Genomic DNA, 14,914 nt, shown 5'->3' with positions numbered 1-14,914 from the left:
CGGGGGTAGGGGCCCCCGACCAGCGGAAAACCGTTCGTCCGCTGTCGGGGCCCGGACGTAGTCTGTTTCGGCTATGCGCGACTACCCACCCCTCGTCACCGCGTGGACCGACCGGTCCGCGGTCGCGAGCGACCCCACGGTGCCGGACACCCGGTCGCCGGGCAGGCTGCTGTGGTGGTTCATCCGCAACCAGGGCCTGCTCTTCGTCGTATGTGCCCTGCTCAGCCTCACCTGGGTTCTCCCGGGGGCTACGGCGCCCTGGATCCTCGGTCGTGCCGTCGACGAGGGCATCGTGCCGGGGGACACGGCCCGCCTCGGTGTCTGGGTGCTTGCCCTGCTCGCCGTGACGGTCGTCGGCGCCGGAAGTGGTGTGCTCTACCACACCATGGTCGTGCGCTCCTGGCTCGTCGCTCTCTACGGCACGGTCTCGCTGGTCACGCACAAGAGCGTCCAGCTCGGGCATGTCCTGCCCCGCAGGGTACCCACCGGCGAGGTGCTGTCGGTCTCGGGCAGCGACAGCGACCAGTTCGGCGCCTTCCTCGAGATCGTCACCCGCGCCATCGGGGAGTTCATCGCACTGGTCGTGGTGGCCGTCATCGTGCTCCGGATCGACCCCGAGCTCGGCGCCGTCATCCTCCTCGTGGCGCCCCTGCTCGTCCTCACCTCCGCGCCGCTGCTGCGGCCGATGGGCAACGCCCAGACGCGCGAGAGGACCCGAGACTCCGAGCTGACCGGTCGTGCGACCGACATCGTCGCCGGCCTTCGGATCCTGCGGGGCATCGGTGGGGAGCGGACCTTCGGCAGCAACTACGCGGTCCAGTCGCAACGGGTCCGGCACGCGGGCGTGCGCGCCGGAGGGTGGCAGGCGCTCGTCGAGTCGATCGGGGTCCTGCTCTCCGGACTCTTCGTCGTCGCGCTCATGTGGCTCGGCGTCGCTCGGGTGCGCGACGGACAGCTCCAGATCGGCGAGCTCATCACCTTCCTCGGCTACGCGCTGTTCCTGCTGCAGCCGATCCGCACCTTCTTCTTCCTCACGCAGAAGGCGACCCGAGCCTTCGTCTCGGCCCGCAAGTCGGCCAGCGTTCTCGGTCAGCCGGACCCGTGGCCGCAGGATCGCGAGGGTCGACTCGACCCGAGCGGACCGCTCGTCGACCAGGCCTCGGGGCTGTGGGTCGAGCCAGGCGAGCTGACGGTCGTCGTGTCCGCCGATCCCGACGCCTCGGCGGCTTTGGCCGATCGGCTCGGCCGTTACCTGCCCCGGGACGTCGACCCGCTCTCGATGGACTCCGACGAGGACGCGCGCGGCCGGGCGGCCACCGCCGCGCGGCGCCGCGCCGAGGAGCAGCGACGCACCATCCAGGAACGCGACCGCGAGCAGGCCGACCGGGCCTGGGGGGTGACCCTCGGCGGGGTCGACCTCGCCGACGTGCCGCTCGAGGAGGTCCGACGCACCATCCTCGTGAGCGACACGGCAGCGGCCGTGTTCGCCGGCACGCTGCAGGACGCGGTCGACCCCCACGGCCGGTGCACTCGTGAGCAGGCGGAGGCCGCCCTGCGGGCCGCCTGCGCCGAGGACGTCTACGACATCACCCCCGGTGGCTGGCAGGGACTGCTCGACGAGCGGGGCCGTGGTCTGAGCGGCGGTCAGCGCCAGCGGCTGGTGCTCGCCCGGGCCCTGGCCCACGATCCCGAGGTCCTCGTGCTCGTCGAGCCCACCTCCGCCGTCGACGCCCACACCGAGGCGGCGATCGCCGAGCGGCTCGGCCGGCACCGACTGGGCCGGACCACGGTCGTCATGTCGGCGTCCCCGCTCCTGCTCCACCACGCCGACCGGGTCGTGTTCCTCAGCGACGGAGCCGTGGCCGACCGCGGCACGCACGACGATCTCGTCGCCCGACGACCCGACTACCGCCGTGTCGTCCTGCGAGCGGCATCCGAGGAGGTGCCGGCATGACCACCGGACCCACCCTCGATCTGGCGACCATGAGCCCGCAGGACCCGCTCGCCGACTCGGCCCAGACATGGCGTGGCGACCGGACGCCGCCCGAGGTCCTCCCGCGCGAGCTCGCCCAGGTCGACCGCGACGCCCCGGCGCGCGTGCGGTGGCGGGCGCTCTGGCGACGTCACGCCATCCGTCGCGACCGTGCCGAGCAGACCCTGGCCTCGGCACTCGAGCCGGTCCGCGGCTTGCCGGTGGCCCGGCCGCGCGACGTCGCCGGCTTCCTCGGCGGACTCCTGCGTGAACGCGCGTGGCTCGTGACCGCGGTGGTCCTCGCCAACGCGCTGGCCGCCGCGGCCGCCCTCGCCGTTCCGCTCATCCTCGGACGGCTGGTCGATGCCGCGGTGGCCGCGGACGGCGACGTCGCCGGAGACACGATCCGCACCCTGACGCTGGTCGTCGTGGGCATCGTGCTCGCGCAGACGCTGTTCACCTTCGCGGCCAAGTGGCTCGCCGCCGTCCTCGGTCATGGTGCGCTCGCGGCCGCCCGGGAGCACGTCATCCGCACCGTCCTCAGGCTGCCCCTCGGCCGGGTTGAGAGCGCCAGCACCGGAGACCTCGTGACGCGAGTCACCCGGGACGTCGGCGCGATGAGCGACAGCGTCCGCTTCGCCATCCCCGAGTTCATCCTCGCCGTCGTCACCGTCGCGCTCTCCTTCGTCGCGATGGCCGTCAACAGCTGGCTCCTGGCGCTGCCCGCGCTCGTCCTCATGCTCGTCGCGCTGCCGCACGTGGCGCGCTACCTGCGGCGGGCGCCCGCCGCATACGTCACCGAGGGCGCCACCTACAGCCGCATCAACACAACTCTGTCCGAGACGGTCGAGGGCGCCCGCACGGTCGAGGCCCTCGACCTCCAGGACGTCAGGCGCCGACGCGCGGCCGACGACATCGCCGTGTCGGCGCAGGCGGAGCGCTACGGCATGACCCTGCGCAACCTGCTGTTCGGCGTCATGGACATGGCGTTCTCCCTGCCGCGGGTCATCGTCCTCGCCCTCGGCGCGTGGGCGTACTCCCGCGGCGCGGTATCGCTCGGGCAGGTCACCGCGGCGATGCTCTACATGGAGATGTTCTACGAGCCGTTCGACCGGCTGGTCATGACGGTCGACCGGCTCCAGGTCGGAATCGCCTCGACCACGCGGCTGCTCGGCATCGCCGCGGTCCCTCCGGACCGAACCGCCGGCACGGACCGTCCGCACGGCTCGGAGCTGGTCGGGACGGACCTGCGGTTCGCCTACCGCCCGGGCCACGACGTCCTGCACGGCGTCGACCTCGCGCTGCGGACCGGCGAGCGGCTCGCCATCGTCGGTCCGTCCGGCTCCGGCAAGTCGACACTCGGCCGGCTCCTCGCCGGCATCAACGGCCCACGCACCGGGTCGGTGACGGTCGGCGGCGTGGAGCTGCTCGACCTGCCGCTGTCGACGCTGCGCCGCGAGGTCGCGCTCGTCACGCAGGAGCACCACGTGTTCCGCGGGTCGGTGCGCGACAACGTCATCCTCGCTCGTGAGGGCTCGGACGACGAGGCGGTGCGCACGGCGCTGCGCACCGTCGACGCCCTGGCCTGGGTCGAGACGCTGCCTGAGGGGCTGGACACCCTACTCGGCGCCGGCAACTACGTGCTCACGCCGGCGCAGGCTCAGCAGATCGCCCTCGCGCGGCTCATCCTCGCCGACCCGCACACCCTCGTCCTCGACGAGGCGACCTCGCTCATCGACCCGCGCACGGCGCGGCACCTCGAGGGGTCGATGTCTGCTCTGCTCACCGGCCGCACCGTGGTCGCCATCGCGCACCGGCTGCACACCGCTCACGACGCCGACCGCATCGCCGTCGTCAGCGATGGCCGCATCGTCGAGCTCGGCAGTCACGACGAGCTCATGGCCGCGAACGGCGAGTACGCCGCACTCTGGAGGGCCTGGACGTCGTAGACCCGTTCGCTCTCCGCCACGGACGGGTGAGCGGTGGCTATCCGTCTCGATAGCCACCGCTCACCCGTCCGTGGCGATGGGGGGTGTCCACGTACAGTCCGGGTATGCCTCCGCTCACCGCCGTCGAGACCGCCGCCGCCGTCCGCGCCGGCCGGCTGACCGCACGGGAGGCGGTCGCCGCCGCGTTCGAACGGCTGGAGCGGCACGACCCCGCGCTCAACGCCTTCACCGTGGTGCGGGGCGACGAGGCGCTCGCCGAGGCCCGGGCGGTCGACGCCGGTGGCGCGGGCCGTGGTGGCCCGCTCGCGGGGGTGCCCGTCGCCGTCAAGGAGGAGTACGACGTCGTCGGCACGGTGACGACCCTGGGTGGCCGCGGGAACTCGACGCTCGCCACGTCGGACAGCGAGGTGGTGCGGCGGCTGCGCACCGCGGGGGCCGTGATCGTCGGGAAGACGACGATGCCCGAGTTCGGGCAGGTGCCGATCACGGAGAGCGAGGCGACCGGCGTGACACGCAATCCGTGGAGCCTCGCCCACGGCCCGGGCGGGTCGTCCGGGGGGAGTGCCGCAGCCGTCGCCGCCGGCATCGTGCCCCTGGCACTGGGCGCGGACGGCGGTGGGTCGATTCGGCTCCCCGCGGCGGCCTGCGGACTGGTGGGCCTCAAGCCGACCCGCGGCCGGATCAGTCTCGCTCCGCTCGCCCAGCACTGGTATGCGCTGGTCACCCTCGGCGGTCTGACCCGCACGGTGCGGGACTCGGCCCTGCTCCTCGACGTCGTCGCCGGTTCGATGGCCGGCGATCGGTGGAGGCTTCCGCCCCCGGAGCAGCCGTTCGAGGCCGCGGTGGACCGCGAACCCGGTCGGTTACGCATCGGCTGGAGCACACGTCCGGTCCAGCCGGGCGTGCGGACACACCCCGAGGTCGCGCGGGCGACGGCCGCGGTCGCCGACCGTCTCGACGCCCTCGGGCACGACGTCCGCGAGGGGGCTCCGAGGTGGCCGCTCGTCCAGGACGCCTTCATCCCTCAGTTCTTCGCCGGGATGCGCGAGGAGGCCGGTCAGGTCGACCACCCCGAACGGCTCGAGCGCCGCACTCGCGAGACCGTTCGCCTCGGCGGATGGGTCACCCCCGCGCTCGTCGAGCGGGCACTCCGACGCGGTGAGGAGCTCGCGTCGGTCGTCGACGAGCGGGTGCTGGCCTCGGCCGACGTCGTCATGGTCCCGACCGTGCCTGGGCTCGTCCCGGACGCCGATGCCCTGGGTCGCAGGGGAGGAGTCCGGACGATGCTCACCTCCCTGCCCCTGGTGACGAACGCGACCCTCGCCAACGTCACGGGCCACCCCGCCATCTCGGTACCGGCCGGCCTGGACTCGCGCGGTGTCCCATCGGGGTCCAGCTCATCGCCCGCCGGGGCCGGGAGGACCTCCTGCTGTCCGTCGCGGCGCAGCTGGAGCGCCTGGCGGCCTGGCCGCTCAGCCCGATGGCGAGAGCCGACTGACCCGCCCTGGCCGCGAGGGACGGTGCAGCGGTGGCTATCCGACTGAATGACCACCGCCAGGCCGTCCGTCGCGGGCGAGCAGGCGCGGTTCGAAGTCGGGGCGGCCATCGCATACACTGGGAAGGCAGCCGGTCTCGATCGGCTGACTTCGCGTGTCCGTCTCGGCTGACTGGTCTCCATGAAGCCGGGCGCACCACCGTTGGTCCCGGGTGATCCGGGCGGGGTGCGTCGGACACCAGGCAGGTGCCCGCACCCCGCGGCGCGCCGACGCAACCACAATCGCACAAGGAGGACACGGCATGGCCGTCGTCACCATGCGCCAGCTCCTCGAGAGCGGCGTCCACTTCGGGCACCAGACCCGCCGCTGGAACCCGAAGATGAAGCGCTTCATCATGACCGAGCGCAACGGCATCTACATCATCGACCTGCAGCAGTCGGTCGACTACATCAACAACGCCTACGAGTTCGTCAAGGAGACCGTCGCCCACGGGGGCACGATCCTCTTCGTCGGCACGAAGAAGCAGGCCCAGGAGCCCATCGCCGAGCAGGCGACCCGGGTCGGGATGCCCTACGTCAACCACCGCTGGCTCGGTGGCATGCTCACGAACTTCCAGACGATCTCCAAACGTCTCTCGCGTCTGAAGGAGCTCGAGGAGATCAACTTCGACGACGTGGCCGGCTCCGGCTACACGAAGAAGGAGCTCCTCATCCTCAAGCGGGAGAAGGACAAGCTCGAGAAGACCCTGGGCGGCATCCGCGACATGGCCAAGGTTCCCTCGGCCGTGTGGATCGTCGACACCAAAAAGGAGCACCTCGCCGTCGACGAGGCCCGCAAGCTCAACCTGCCCGTCATCGCGATCCTGGACACCAACTGCGACCCGGACGAGGTCGACTACAAGATCCCGGGCAACGACGACGCCATCCGCTCCGTCACCCTGCTGACCCGCGTCGTCGCCGACGCCGTCGCCGAGGGCCTCGTGGCCCGCAGCAGCGGCCGCTCCGGCGCTGAGGCCGACGCCGGCGTCGCCGCCGACGAGCCGCTCGCAGAGTGGGAGCGCGAGCTCCTCGCCGTCGAGGACTCCGCACCCGCCGCGGAGGCCGCTGAGGCACCGGCCGCGGAGGCCGCTGAGGCACCGGCCGCGGAGGCCGCTGAGGCTGTCGAGGCCCCTGAGGCCCCTGAGGCTCCCGCCGCCGAGGCTGTCGAGGCTCCTGCCGCCGACACGCCCGCGACCGAGGCACAGCAGGCCTGAGCCGCACTCGTCGGGCGTCCGGGCCACCCGGGCGCCCGACGAGAATGCGCCCACCGCATACCGATTCACTTCCCCCGACTTCACCAACCCCCGACTCCAGTCACCACGGACAGGAAAGACAGGTAATGGCGAACTACACCGCCGCTGACATCAAGGCGCTTCGTGAGAAGACCGCCGCCGGAATGATGGACGTCAAGAAGGCCCTCGACGAGGCCGACGGCGACATGGCCAAGGCCGAGGAGATCCTTCGCGTCAAGGGCCTCAAGGGCGTCACCAAGCGCGAGGGCCGCACCGCCTCCAACGGGCTCGTCACCGCCCGCGCCGAGGGCGGCGCCGGCACCCTCGTCGAGGTCCTCTGCGAGACCGACTTCGTCGCCAAGGGCGAGCGCTTCGGCGCCCTCGCCGACGAGGTGCTCGGCGTGGCCGTCGCCTCGCGCGCGACCGATGCCGAGTCGCTGCTCGCGGCCGACACCGACGGCGGCAAGACCGTCAAGGACCTGCTCGACGAGGCCAACGCCACCATCGGCGAGAAGATCGAGGTCAAGCGAGTCGCTCGCCTCGAGGGCCAGAATGTCGTCTCCTACCTGCACAAGACCAGCCCCGACCTGCCCGCGCAGATCGGCGTGCTCGTCGCGACCCAGGGTGGCGACGAGGGCACCGCCCGTGACATCGCGATGCACATCGCGGCCTTCAGCCCCTCCGTGCTCGACCGCTCCGAGATCGCCGAGGAGACCGTCGAGAACGAGCGTCGGGTCGCCGAGGCGACGGCTCGCGAGGAGGGCAAGCCCGAGGCGGCCCTGCCGAAGATCGTCGAGGGTCGGGTCAACGGGTTCTTCAAGGAGAACGTCCTGCTCGAGCAGGCGTTCGCCAAGGACGCCAAGAAGACCGTCGCCAAGGTTCTCGAGGAGGCCGGCGCCACCGCGACCGGCTTCGCCCGGTTCCGCGTCGGCGGCTGAGAAAGCGCCGAACGTCACGTGACGCCCCGCTGCGCCTCGCGCCGCGGGGCGTCACCATGTTCACCCTGCGACGTGTCGGCCCACCGCTCGACGGAGGCGCTGAGGACTCGGATGCCCGAGCCGCCGACGGCGTGTGGCAGGATCGAACGACCGCCCATCCGCGCCGTTCCAGGAGGACGCCCGTGACCAGTGCCGAAGCGACCCTCCGCCGTCCCACTCCACCTGCCGAGCCGTCCGCGCGTGCCGTTCGGGACGGCGAGAGCGCTGGACGGCCCCGACGGGTCCTGCTCAAGCTCTCCGGTGAGGTCTTCGGCGGTGGCCGGATCGGCGTCGACCCCGACGTCGTTCGGGACATCGCCCAGCAGATCGCCGCCGCGGTCACCGAGGGTATCCAGGTCGCGGTCGTCGTCGGCGGCGGCAACTTCTTCCGCGGTGCCGAACTGCAGCAGAAGGGTATGGAGCGCTCACGCGCCGACTACATGGGCATGCTCGGCACGGTGATGAACTGTCTCGCCCTCCAGGACTTCCTCGAGAAGGAGGGCATCGACACCCGCGTCCAGACCGCGATCACGATGGGGCAGGTGGCCGAGCCCTACATCCCCCGTCGGGCGATCCGGCACCTCGAGAAGGGCCGGGTCGTGATCTTCGGCGCGGGCGCGGGGATGCCGTACTTCTCGACGGACACCGTGAGTGCGCAGCGGGCCCTCGAGTGCAAGTGCGACGCCGTCCTCATGTCCAAGAGCGGCGTGGACGGGGTCTACGACGCCGACCCCAGGACCGACCCACAGGCCCGCAAGCTGGACCGCGTCACGTTCTCGGAGGCCCTTCGGGGCAACCTCAAGGTCGTCGACGCCGCGGCCTTCAGCCTCTGCATGGAGAACCGGCTTCCCATGGTCGTGTTCGGGATGGAGGGCGACGGCAACATCACCCGGGCGCTGCGGGGCGAGCCGATCGGAACCCTCGTCACCTCCGGCTGACGCGGCCGCTGCCGACCTGAGAGACTTGCGGCTGACACCCCGCCGCGGGCGAACCATCGAGAGAGACGAAGGACGAGATGATCGACGACACCCTGTTCGAGGCCGAGGAGAAGATGGAGAAAGCCGTCGAGGTCACCAAGGACGACCTCGCCGGCATCCGCACAGGCCGCGCCCACCCGGGCATGTTCAACAAGGTCGTCGTCGACTACTACGGCGCTCCGACCCCGCTCCAACAACTCGCCTCCTTCCAGACGCCCGAGGCCCGCACCGTGCTGGTCAGCCCCTACGACAAGGGCTCGATGTCCGCGATCGAGAAGGCGCTGCGGGACGCCGACCTCGGGGTCAACCCGAGCAACGACGGCAACGTGATCCGGCTCAACCTGCCGCAGCTGACCGAGGAGCGCCGCCGGGAGTACATCAAGATGGCCAAGCACACGGGCGAGGAGGGCCGGGTCGCGGTCCGCAACATCCGCCGCCACGCCAAGGACGCGATCGAGAAGCTCGTCAAGGACGGAGAGGTCGGCGAGGACGAGGGCACCCGCGCCGAGAAGGAGCTGGAGTCGCTGACCAAGAAGCACGTCGACGCCATCGACGAGGCGCTCAAGCACAAGGAGGCCGAGCTGCTCGAGGTCTGAGGCGACCGGCGACGGGGCGCAGCACCCGGACCGGGGCCGGCGAGACCCGCGGCGACACAGCAGAGGCGAGCACCGCATACCCATGACGAACGACGCACCCGAGGCGGCCCAGCCTCCGACCCGGCGCTCCCGCAGCGGCGGCGGAGGGGCGCCGGCCGCTCCCTCGAAGGCCGGACGCGACCTCAAGGCCGCGATCGGCATCGGCGTGCTGCTCGCGGTCGTCGCGCTGGGGTCCCTGCTCTTCGTCAAGGAGCTCTTCCTCGTCCTGGTCCTACTCGTCATGGCGGTCGGAGTCTGGGAGCTGAGTCGGGCCCTGCAGTCGGTCCAGGTGCGGGTGCCGATCGTCCCCGTCCTCATCGGCGGGGCGGCCATGATCGTCGTGGCCTACTACCGGGGTGCCGAGGCGCAGCTGATCGCCCTGGGCCTGACGGTGGTCGGCGTGTTGCTGTGGCGGGTCGCCGATGGTGTGACGGGTGCGCTGCGCGACGTCAGCGCCGGGGCCTTCACGGCGCTCTACCCGTGCTTCCTCGGCGCGTTCGTCGCACTGCTTCTCGCGGCGCCAGACGGGCACCTGCGGGTCATCTTCTTCATCCTCGTCACCGTGTTCAGCGACATCGGCGGGTATGCGGTGGGCGTCCTCGTGGGTAAGCATCCGATGGCTCCCTCGATCAGCCCGAAGAAGTCCTGGGAGGGGTTCGCGGGGTCGGTCCTGACCTGTGCCCTCATCGGCTCGGTCGCCATGTGGCAGTTCTGGCCGGAGGCGACCTGGTGGCACGGCACCCTGATCGGGGCCGCAGCGGCCGCGCTGGCGACCGTCGGCGACTTCATCGAGAGCTCGATCAAGCGCGATCTCGGCATCAAGGACATGAGCTCGCTGCTGCCCGGCCACGGCGGCGTCATGGACCGCATCGACAGCCTCGTCATGACCGCCCCGCTGCTATGGCTCACGCTCGCGTTCGCCGTCCCGATCGCGTGAGCGAGGATCCAGTGACCGACCGCAGCGACTCCGTGGAGACCACCCGCCCCCGGCCCGGGCAGCTGGTCTTCGCGGCTCCACGCCGTGGGAAACCGCCGACGCACCTCGCCGATCTCGCACCGCAGGAACGCACGGAGTTCGTGACCTCGCTCGGACACCGGGGATTTCGGGCTCGACAGTTGTCCACCCACTACTTCGAGCGGCTCGTGGTCGACGCGGACGAGATGACCGACCTGCCCAAGGGCGAGCGGTCCGGGCTGGTGGCGGCGGCACTCCCGACCCTGCTCACGCCCGTCCACACGATCACCGCCGACGACGGAATGACGGTCAAGTCGGTGCTGCGCCTGCACGACGGTGCGCTCGTGGAGTCGGTCCTGATGCGCTATCCCGACCGGGTGACCATGTGCATATCGAGCCAGGCGGGCTGTGGCATGAACTGCCCGTTCTGCGCGACCGGCCAGGCGGGGCTGACCCGCAACCTCTCGGCCGCGGAGATCGTCGAGCAGGTCGTCCACGCGGCCCGACTGTTGCGCCGTGGTGAGATCCCGGGGCTCACCGAGGCCGACCGTGCTGCTCCGCTGCGGGTGTCCAACGTCGTGTTCATGGGGATGGGAGAGGCGCTGGCCAACTACAAGGCGGCCATCGGGGCCATCCGCCGGCTGACCGACCCGGCACCGGACGGCCTCGGCATGTCGGCCCGTGGGGTGACGATGTCGACCGTCGGTCTCGTGCCCGGCATCGACCGGTTGGCCGCAGAGGGCGTGCCCGTGACCCTGGCGCTGTCCCTGCACGCTCCCGACGACGAGCTGCGCGACGAGCTCGTCCCCATCAACACGAGGTGGAGTGTCGACGAGGCCCTCGACGCGGCGCGCAGGTACTTCGACACGACGGGGCGACGGGTCTCCATCGAGTACGCCCTGATCCGCGACATCAACGATCACACGTGGCGCGCCGACCTGCTCGGCGAGAAGCTCACCGCGCGCGGCCGGGGGTGGGTGCACGTGAACCCCATTCCGCTCAACCCGACGCCCGGGTCGAAGTGGACCGCCTCGCGCCCAGGGGTCCAGCAGCAGTTCGTCGAGCGACTCCGGGCCCACGGAATCCCCACGACCGTGCGTGACACCCGGGGCTCCGACATCGATGGGGCCTGTGGGCAGCTGGCGGCCGGGCAGGTGCCGGGTGCCTAGGGCCGCCGGTCGCCTGCGGTTCGTCGCCCTTGCGCTGGGTGCGGGTCTGCTCCTGACCGCCTGCGCCGACCCCGGTGCGCTCGAGACGTCCCGACCGGCGTCGTCTACTCCGGTGCATCACGGAGCGGACTCCGCGGCGTCGGACGGCGAGGGCCCGACCGCCGAGGTCGCACCCGCCGTCGCTCCGCTGCGCGACGGGGAACGCTTCGTCGATGTCAGCCTGCCCGTCGCATACACCCCGGTGGCGGAGCCGCCAGGGACCGACGACTACCGCTGCTTCGTGCTCGACCCAGGGCTAGCGCGCGACTCGCTCGTGTCGGGTGTCGACATCAAACCGGGCAACCCGAACGTCGTCCACCACGTCATCGTGCACAAGGTCGATCCCGACCGCGTTGATGAGGCGACCGCGCTCGAGTCGGCGGAGCCGGACCCGGGCTACTCCTGCTTCGGCGGGTCGGGACTCGAGAGCGCCCCCGGTGAGGGCCTGGACCGGGCGACCTGGGTGGGGGCCTGGGCCCCGGGCGGCGGGGAACGTGTTCTCGGCGAGGATCTCGGCATCCCGCTGGCACACGGCAGCCGACTCGTGGTCCAGATGCACTACAGCCTGCTCGGCGGCGGCGGGGAGGACCGCAGCACGGTGCGCCTGCGCGTTGCGGACGACGACGGCACGCGGGCAGAGCTGGAGACGATGCTCCTGCCTGCTCCCGTCGAGCTGCCGTGCCGCGAGCGCAACCAGGGTGGGTTGTGCGTCCGACACCGCGCCGTCGCCGACGTCGTCGACCGCTTCGGGGACGTCGGCCGCACCGGCGACCGGCTCCATTTCCTGTGCGGCAAGGCCGAACCGGGTCCGACCCAGTCATGCACCCGGGAGTTCCACGAGCCGGGCACGATCCGCGCCGTGTCCGGTCACATGCACCTGCTGGGCAAGAGCATCACCATCGACGTCAACGCCGGCACCCCCGACGAGCGTCGCGTGCTGGACATCCCGGTGTGGGACTTCGACGACCAGGGCGCCGTTCCTCTCGACGAGCCGGCGCTCGTCGAGCCGGGTGACACGATCACGGTCACGTGCACCCATGACCAGGGGTTGCGGGACCTCCTGCCCGCGCTCCAGGGCGTGCCCGATCGCTACGTGGTCTGGGGCGAGGGCACGACGGACGAGATGTGTCTGGGTATCGTGCTGCTGACCCGTCCCTGACCGGTCGGGTCCGGCCCGATGGCCCAGCCGGTCGTCCGGAGCGAGCCGGACCTGGCCTGCACTCAGTCCTTGAGGACCGCCACCCCTGTGACCCGGCCGTCGGAGAGGTCGTCCAGGGCGCGGTCGGCCTCGGCGAAGGGGTAGCACGTCACGTGAGCGCGGATCCCCAACCGGTCTGCGAGGGTGAGGAGCCTGGCCCCGTCGGCTCGGGTGTTGGCTGTGACCGACGTAAGGTGCTTCTCCAGGAAGAGATGGCGTCCGTAGTCGAGCGGTGGGATCTCGCTCATGTGAATGCCCGCCGTCACCAGGGTCCCGCCCCGTTCCAGCGCCTCGAGCGCCACAGGCACGAGCTCGCCGGCCGGGGCGAAGACGATGGCGGCGTCGAGAGCGACGGGCGGGGCAGCATACGCCTCCCCGGCGGATGCCGCACCGAGCTCGCGGGCGAGGTCGCGGGCACGCTCACCACGGGTGAGCACGTGCACCTCGGCGCCCCTGGCGAGGGCGATCTGGGCGGTGAGGTGTGCGCTGGCGCCGAAGCCGTAGATCCCCAGCCGGCCCCCCGGCGGTAGCCTGGTCCGGCTCAGGGCGCGGTATCCGATGATCCCCGCACAGAGCAGAGGTGCCGCCTGCTCGACGGGGAGGGACTCCGGGACGGAGTAGGCGAATGCGGCGGGGGCCGTGACGAGCTCGGCATAACCGCCGTCCTCGTCCCAGCCGGTGAACACGGCGCCGTCGCAGAGGTTCTCAGCCCCCTCGCGGCACCACCGGCACTCCCCGCACGTACCGCGCAGCCACGCGACTCCCACCCTGTCCCCCACGTCGAAGCGACCGGGCCCGTTCGTCTCCACGACGCGTCCGACCACCTCGTGCCCGGGGACGACCTGCTTGCGGTGGGTGGGCAGGTCGCCGTCGGTCACGTGCAGGTCGGTGCGGCAGACGCCGCAGGCCTCGACACGGACGAGAACCTCCCCCGACCGGGTGCGAGGTATCGGCCGCTCGACGGCGCGGATGCGTCCCCTTCCGCCGCCGTGCCCCGTCGCGACCCAGGCCTGCATCGTGCGAGCTGCGTTCATGAGGCCAGGATGCTGCGGTGCCTCGCCTGACACAACACCACTGCGAGGACTCGCGGGTCAGCCGCCGAAGTACGCCATGGCCTCGGTCACGTCATCGACGAGGTGGACGTGGTCGGCCATCGGGCGATGCGCAGCGAGCGACCTCACCAGCGGCCACGCCGGAAGCGTCTCGGTCCAGTGCTCGACACCGACGAGGACGAGTCTGGGGAGCTGGTGACCCGGCATGTCCTCGTCGTGGTAGTACAACGGGGTACAGGCCTGGAAGATCTCCTGAACGGTCCCGGCGGCCCCCGGGAGCACGACGATACCCGCCGTGGAGCGGGTGATCAGACCGTCCTCCCGCTGGGCGTTCGAGAAGTACTTCGCGATCGCGTGCGCGAAGACGTTGGTCGGCTCATGACCGTAGAACCACGTGGGGATCCCGATACTGTGCGGGCGCTCGTCCCGGGGTTGCCCCGCGGCGATGTCGCGGCGCACCTCGAAGGCGAGCCGCGCCCAGTCGTCGATGCTCGGCCGGAACCCCGCGACCGCCGCCAGCCGGTCGAGGGCGTCCTCGAGCGCCTCCGAGGAGCGGGTGAAGGCGCCGAGGTTCGCGGCCTCCATGGCCCCGGGGCCACCACCGGTGATGACGAGGTGCCCGGCCGCGACGAGAGCGTGACCGAGCATCGCGGCCGCTCTGAACCCGCTGCTGCCACGAGCCAGGCTGTGCCCGCCCATGACGCCGACGACCGGCCGGTCGTCGAGGATCTCGCTGAGAGCATCGCTCATCGCGTCGTCGTGGATGGCACGCAGCATCGTGACGTAGGTGTCCCTGCCGAGGGAGGTGTCGGTCGCCCACGCGTAGGCGTGGGCGTCTGGCGTCGAGGCATATCCGTGGCCGGCGAGGCCGGTGTAGAGCTCGACCGGGTGGTAGAGCCTCGCCCGGTAGACCGACACCGGGGCGTGCGGGTCCTTCGGGAAGATGATCGCGCCGTTGCGGCGCAGGTGCGTCTCGAGATCAGCCGGCACCGTCCCACCGAGGACGACGAGCCCCTCGATGTCGCTACGGCCGAACAGCGACTCCTGGAAGGGCGTGAGATCCAGACCCTGGAGTCGCAGCTGCGTCAGCGGCGTGCCCGCGTCGAGGGCCTGCTGAAGCGCTGTGCCGGAGTGGATCTCGTGCATGAGCACCCACCGTAGTGCGCTGCACCGGCCCGTCTGGAGGAGGCGTCGGGCCGGATGACCGCCGACCGGAGCGACGTGG

At 71.4% G+C, this 14,914-nt stretch carries 12 protein-coding genes; 10 read left to right on the top strand and 2 right to left on the bottom strand.

Features of this window, described 5'->3' with window-relative positions; genetic code table 11:
* Window positions 1-73 precede the first annotated feature (73 nt).
* The 10 genes from GA707_RS00390 to GA707_RS00345 all read left to right on the top strand — a co-directional run bounded on the left by GA707_RS00390 (window position 74) and on the right by GA707_RS00345 (window position 12,598).
* A complete protein-coding gene (locus GA707_RS00390; RefSeq protein WP_152176458.1) occupies window positions 74-1,954 on the top strand; it encodes an ABC transporter ATP-binding protein in 1,881 nt (626 codons plus the stop codon).
* The gene (locus tag GA707_RS00385) at window positions 1,951-3,921 is read left to right on the top strand and encodes an ABC transporter ATP-binding protein (protein ID WP_152176457.1); all 1,971 of its coding nucleotides are present in this window, start codon (window positions 1,951-1,953) and stop codon (window positions 3,919-3,921) included. The genes GA707_RS00390 and GA707_RS00385 overlap by 4 nt, the downstream gene beginning before the upstream one ends.
* A 104-nt stretch (window positions 3,922-4,025) precedes the next feature.
* Window positions 4,026-5,465 (top strand): amidase family protein, encoded by a 1,440-nt coding sequence (locus tag GA707_RS00380; RefSeq protein ID WP_226963423.1) that lies wholly within the window; start codon window positions 4,026-4,028, stop codon window positions 5,463-5,465.
* 253 nt (window positions 5,466-5,718) lie between these two features.
* The gene (gene rpsB / locus GA707_RS00375) at window positions 5,719-6,669 is read left to right on the top strand and encodes a 30S ribosomal protein S2 (RefSeq protein WP_152176456.1); all 951 of its coding nucleotides are present in this window, start codon (window positions 5,719-5,721) and stop codon (window positions 6,667-6,669) included.
* A 125-nt stretch (window positions 6,670-6,794) separates the two neighbouring features.
* The gene (gene tsf, locus GA707_RS00370; protein ID WP_152176455.1) at window positions 6,795-7,625 is read left to right on the top strand and encodes a translation elongation factor Ts; all 831 of its coding nucleotides are present in this window, start codon (window positions 6,795-6,797) and stop codon (window positions 7,623-7,625) included.
* A 284-nt stretch (window positions 7,626-7,909) separates the two neighbouring features.
* Entirely contained in the window at window positions 7,910-8,602 is a 693-nt protein-coding gene (pyrH, locus tag GA707_RS00365; protein WP_226963494.1) for a UMP kinase, read from the top strand.
* Between the two features lie 77 nt (window positions 8,603-8,679).
* On the top strand, window positions 8,680-9,237 hold the full coding sequence (frr, locus tag GA707_RS00360) for a ribosome recycling factor (RefSeq protein ID WP_152176453.1): 558 nt from the start codon (window positions 8,680-8,682) through the stop codon (window positions 9,235-9,237).
* An 82-nt stretch (window positions 9,238-9,319) separates the two neighbouring features.
* The gene (locus GA707_RS00355; RefSeq protein ID WP_152176452.1) at window positions 9,320-10,213 is read left to right on the top strand and encodes a phosphatidate cytidylyltransferase; all 894 of its coding nucleotides are present in this window, start codon (window positions 9,320-9,322) and stop codon (window positions 10,211-10,213) included.
* Window positions 10,177-11,400 (top strand): 23S rRNA (adenine(2503)-C(2))-methyltransferase RlmN, encoded by a 1,224-nt coding sequence (gene rlmN / locus GA707_RS00350; RefSeq protein WP_152176451.1) that lies wholly within the window; start codon window positions 10,177-10,179, stop codon window positions 11,398-11,400. The genes GA707_RS00355 and rlmN overlap by 37 nt, the downstream gene beginning before the upstream one ends.
* Window positions 11,393-12,598, top strand: a complete 1,206-nt coding sequence (locus tag GA707_RS00345) for a hypothetical protein (RefSeq protein WP_226963421.1) — start codon at window positions 11,393-11,395, stop codon at window positions 12,596-12,598. The genes rlmN and GA707_RS00345 overlap by 8 nt, the downstream gene beginning before the upstream one ends.
* Window positions 12,599-12,660: 62 nt before the next feature.
* Here GA707_RS00345 and GA707_RS00340 read toward each other — a convergent pair whose 3' ends face one another.
* Window positions 12,661-13,671, bottom strand: coding sequence for a zinc-dependent alcohol dehydrogenase family protein (locus tag GA707_RS00340; protein ID WP_152176449.1), 1,011 nt, complete (start codon window positions 13,669-13,671; stop codon window positions 12,661-12,663).
* 57 nt (window positions 13,672-13,728) lie between these two features.
* A complete protein-coding gene (locus tag GA707_RS00335) occupies window positions 13,729-14,835 on the bottom strand; it encodes an LOG family protein (protein ID WP_152176448.1) in 1,107 nt (368 codons plus the stop codon).
* Window positions 14,836-14,914 lie beyond the last annotated feature (79 nt).

The organism is Nostocoides sp. F2B08 (genome assembly GCF_009184895.1).
GTDB lineage: Bacteria > Actinomycetota > Actinomycetes > Actinomycetales > Dermatophilaceae > F2B08.
The sequence above is the reverse complement of the archived record's forward strand: the minus strand, read 5'-3'. Positions and strand labels throughout refer to the sequence as shown.

Coding starts and splice junctions, on each gene's coding strand:
- GA707_RS00390 (WP_152176458.1), top strand. CDS start 74: ATGCGCGACTACCCACCCCTCGTCACCGCGTGGACCGACCGGTCCGCG.
- GA707_RS00385 (WP_152176457.1), top strand. CDS start 1,951: ATGACCACCGGACCCACCCTCGATCTGGCGACCATGAGCCCGCAGGAC.
- GA707_RS00380 (WP_226963423.1), top strand. CDS start 4,026: ATGCCTCCGCTCACCGCCGTCGAGACCGCCGCCGCCGTCCGCGCCGGC.
- rpsB (WP_152176456.1), top strand. CDS start 5,719: ATGGCCGTCGTCACCATGCGCCAGCTCCTCGAGAGCGGCGTCCACTTC.
- tsf (WP_152176455.1), top strand. CDS start 6,795: ATGGCGAACTACACCGCCGCTGACATCAAGGCGCTTCGTGAGAAGACC.
- frr (WP_152176453.1), top strand. CDS start 8,680: ATGATCGACGACACCCTGTTCGAGGCCGAGGAGAAGATGGAGAAAGCC.
- GA707_RS00355 (WP_152176452.1), top strand. CDS start 9,320: ATGACGAACGACGCACCCGAGGCGGCCCAGCCTCCGACCCGGCGCTCC.
- rlmN (WP_152176451.1), top strand. CDS start 10,177: ATGGCTCACGCTCGCGTTCGCCGTCCCGATCGCGTGAGCGAGGATCCA.
- GA707_RS00340 (WP_152176449.1), bottom strand. CDS start 13,671: ATGAACGCAGCTCGCACGATGCAGGCCTGGGTCGCGACGGGGCACGGC.
- GA707_RS00335 (WP_152176448.1), bottom strand. CDS start 14,835: ATGCACGAGATCCACTCCGGCACAGCGCTTCAGCAGGCCCTCGACGCG.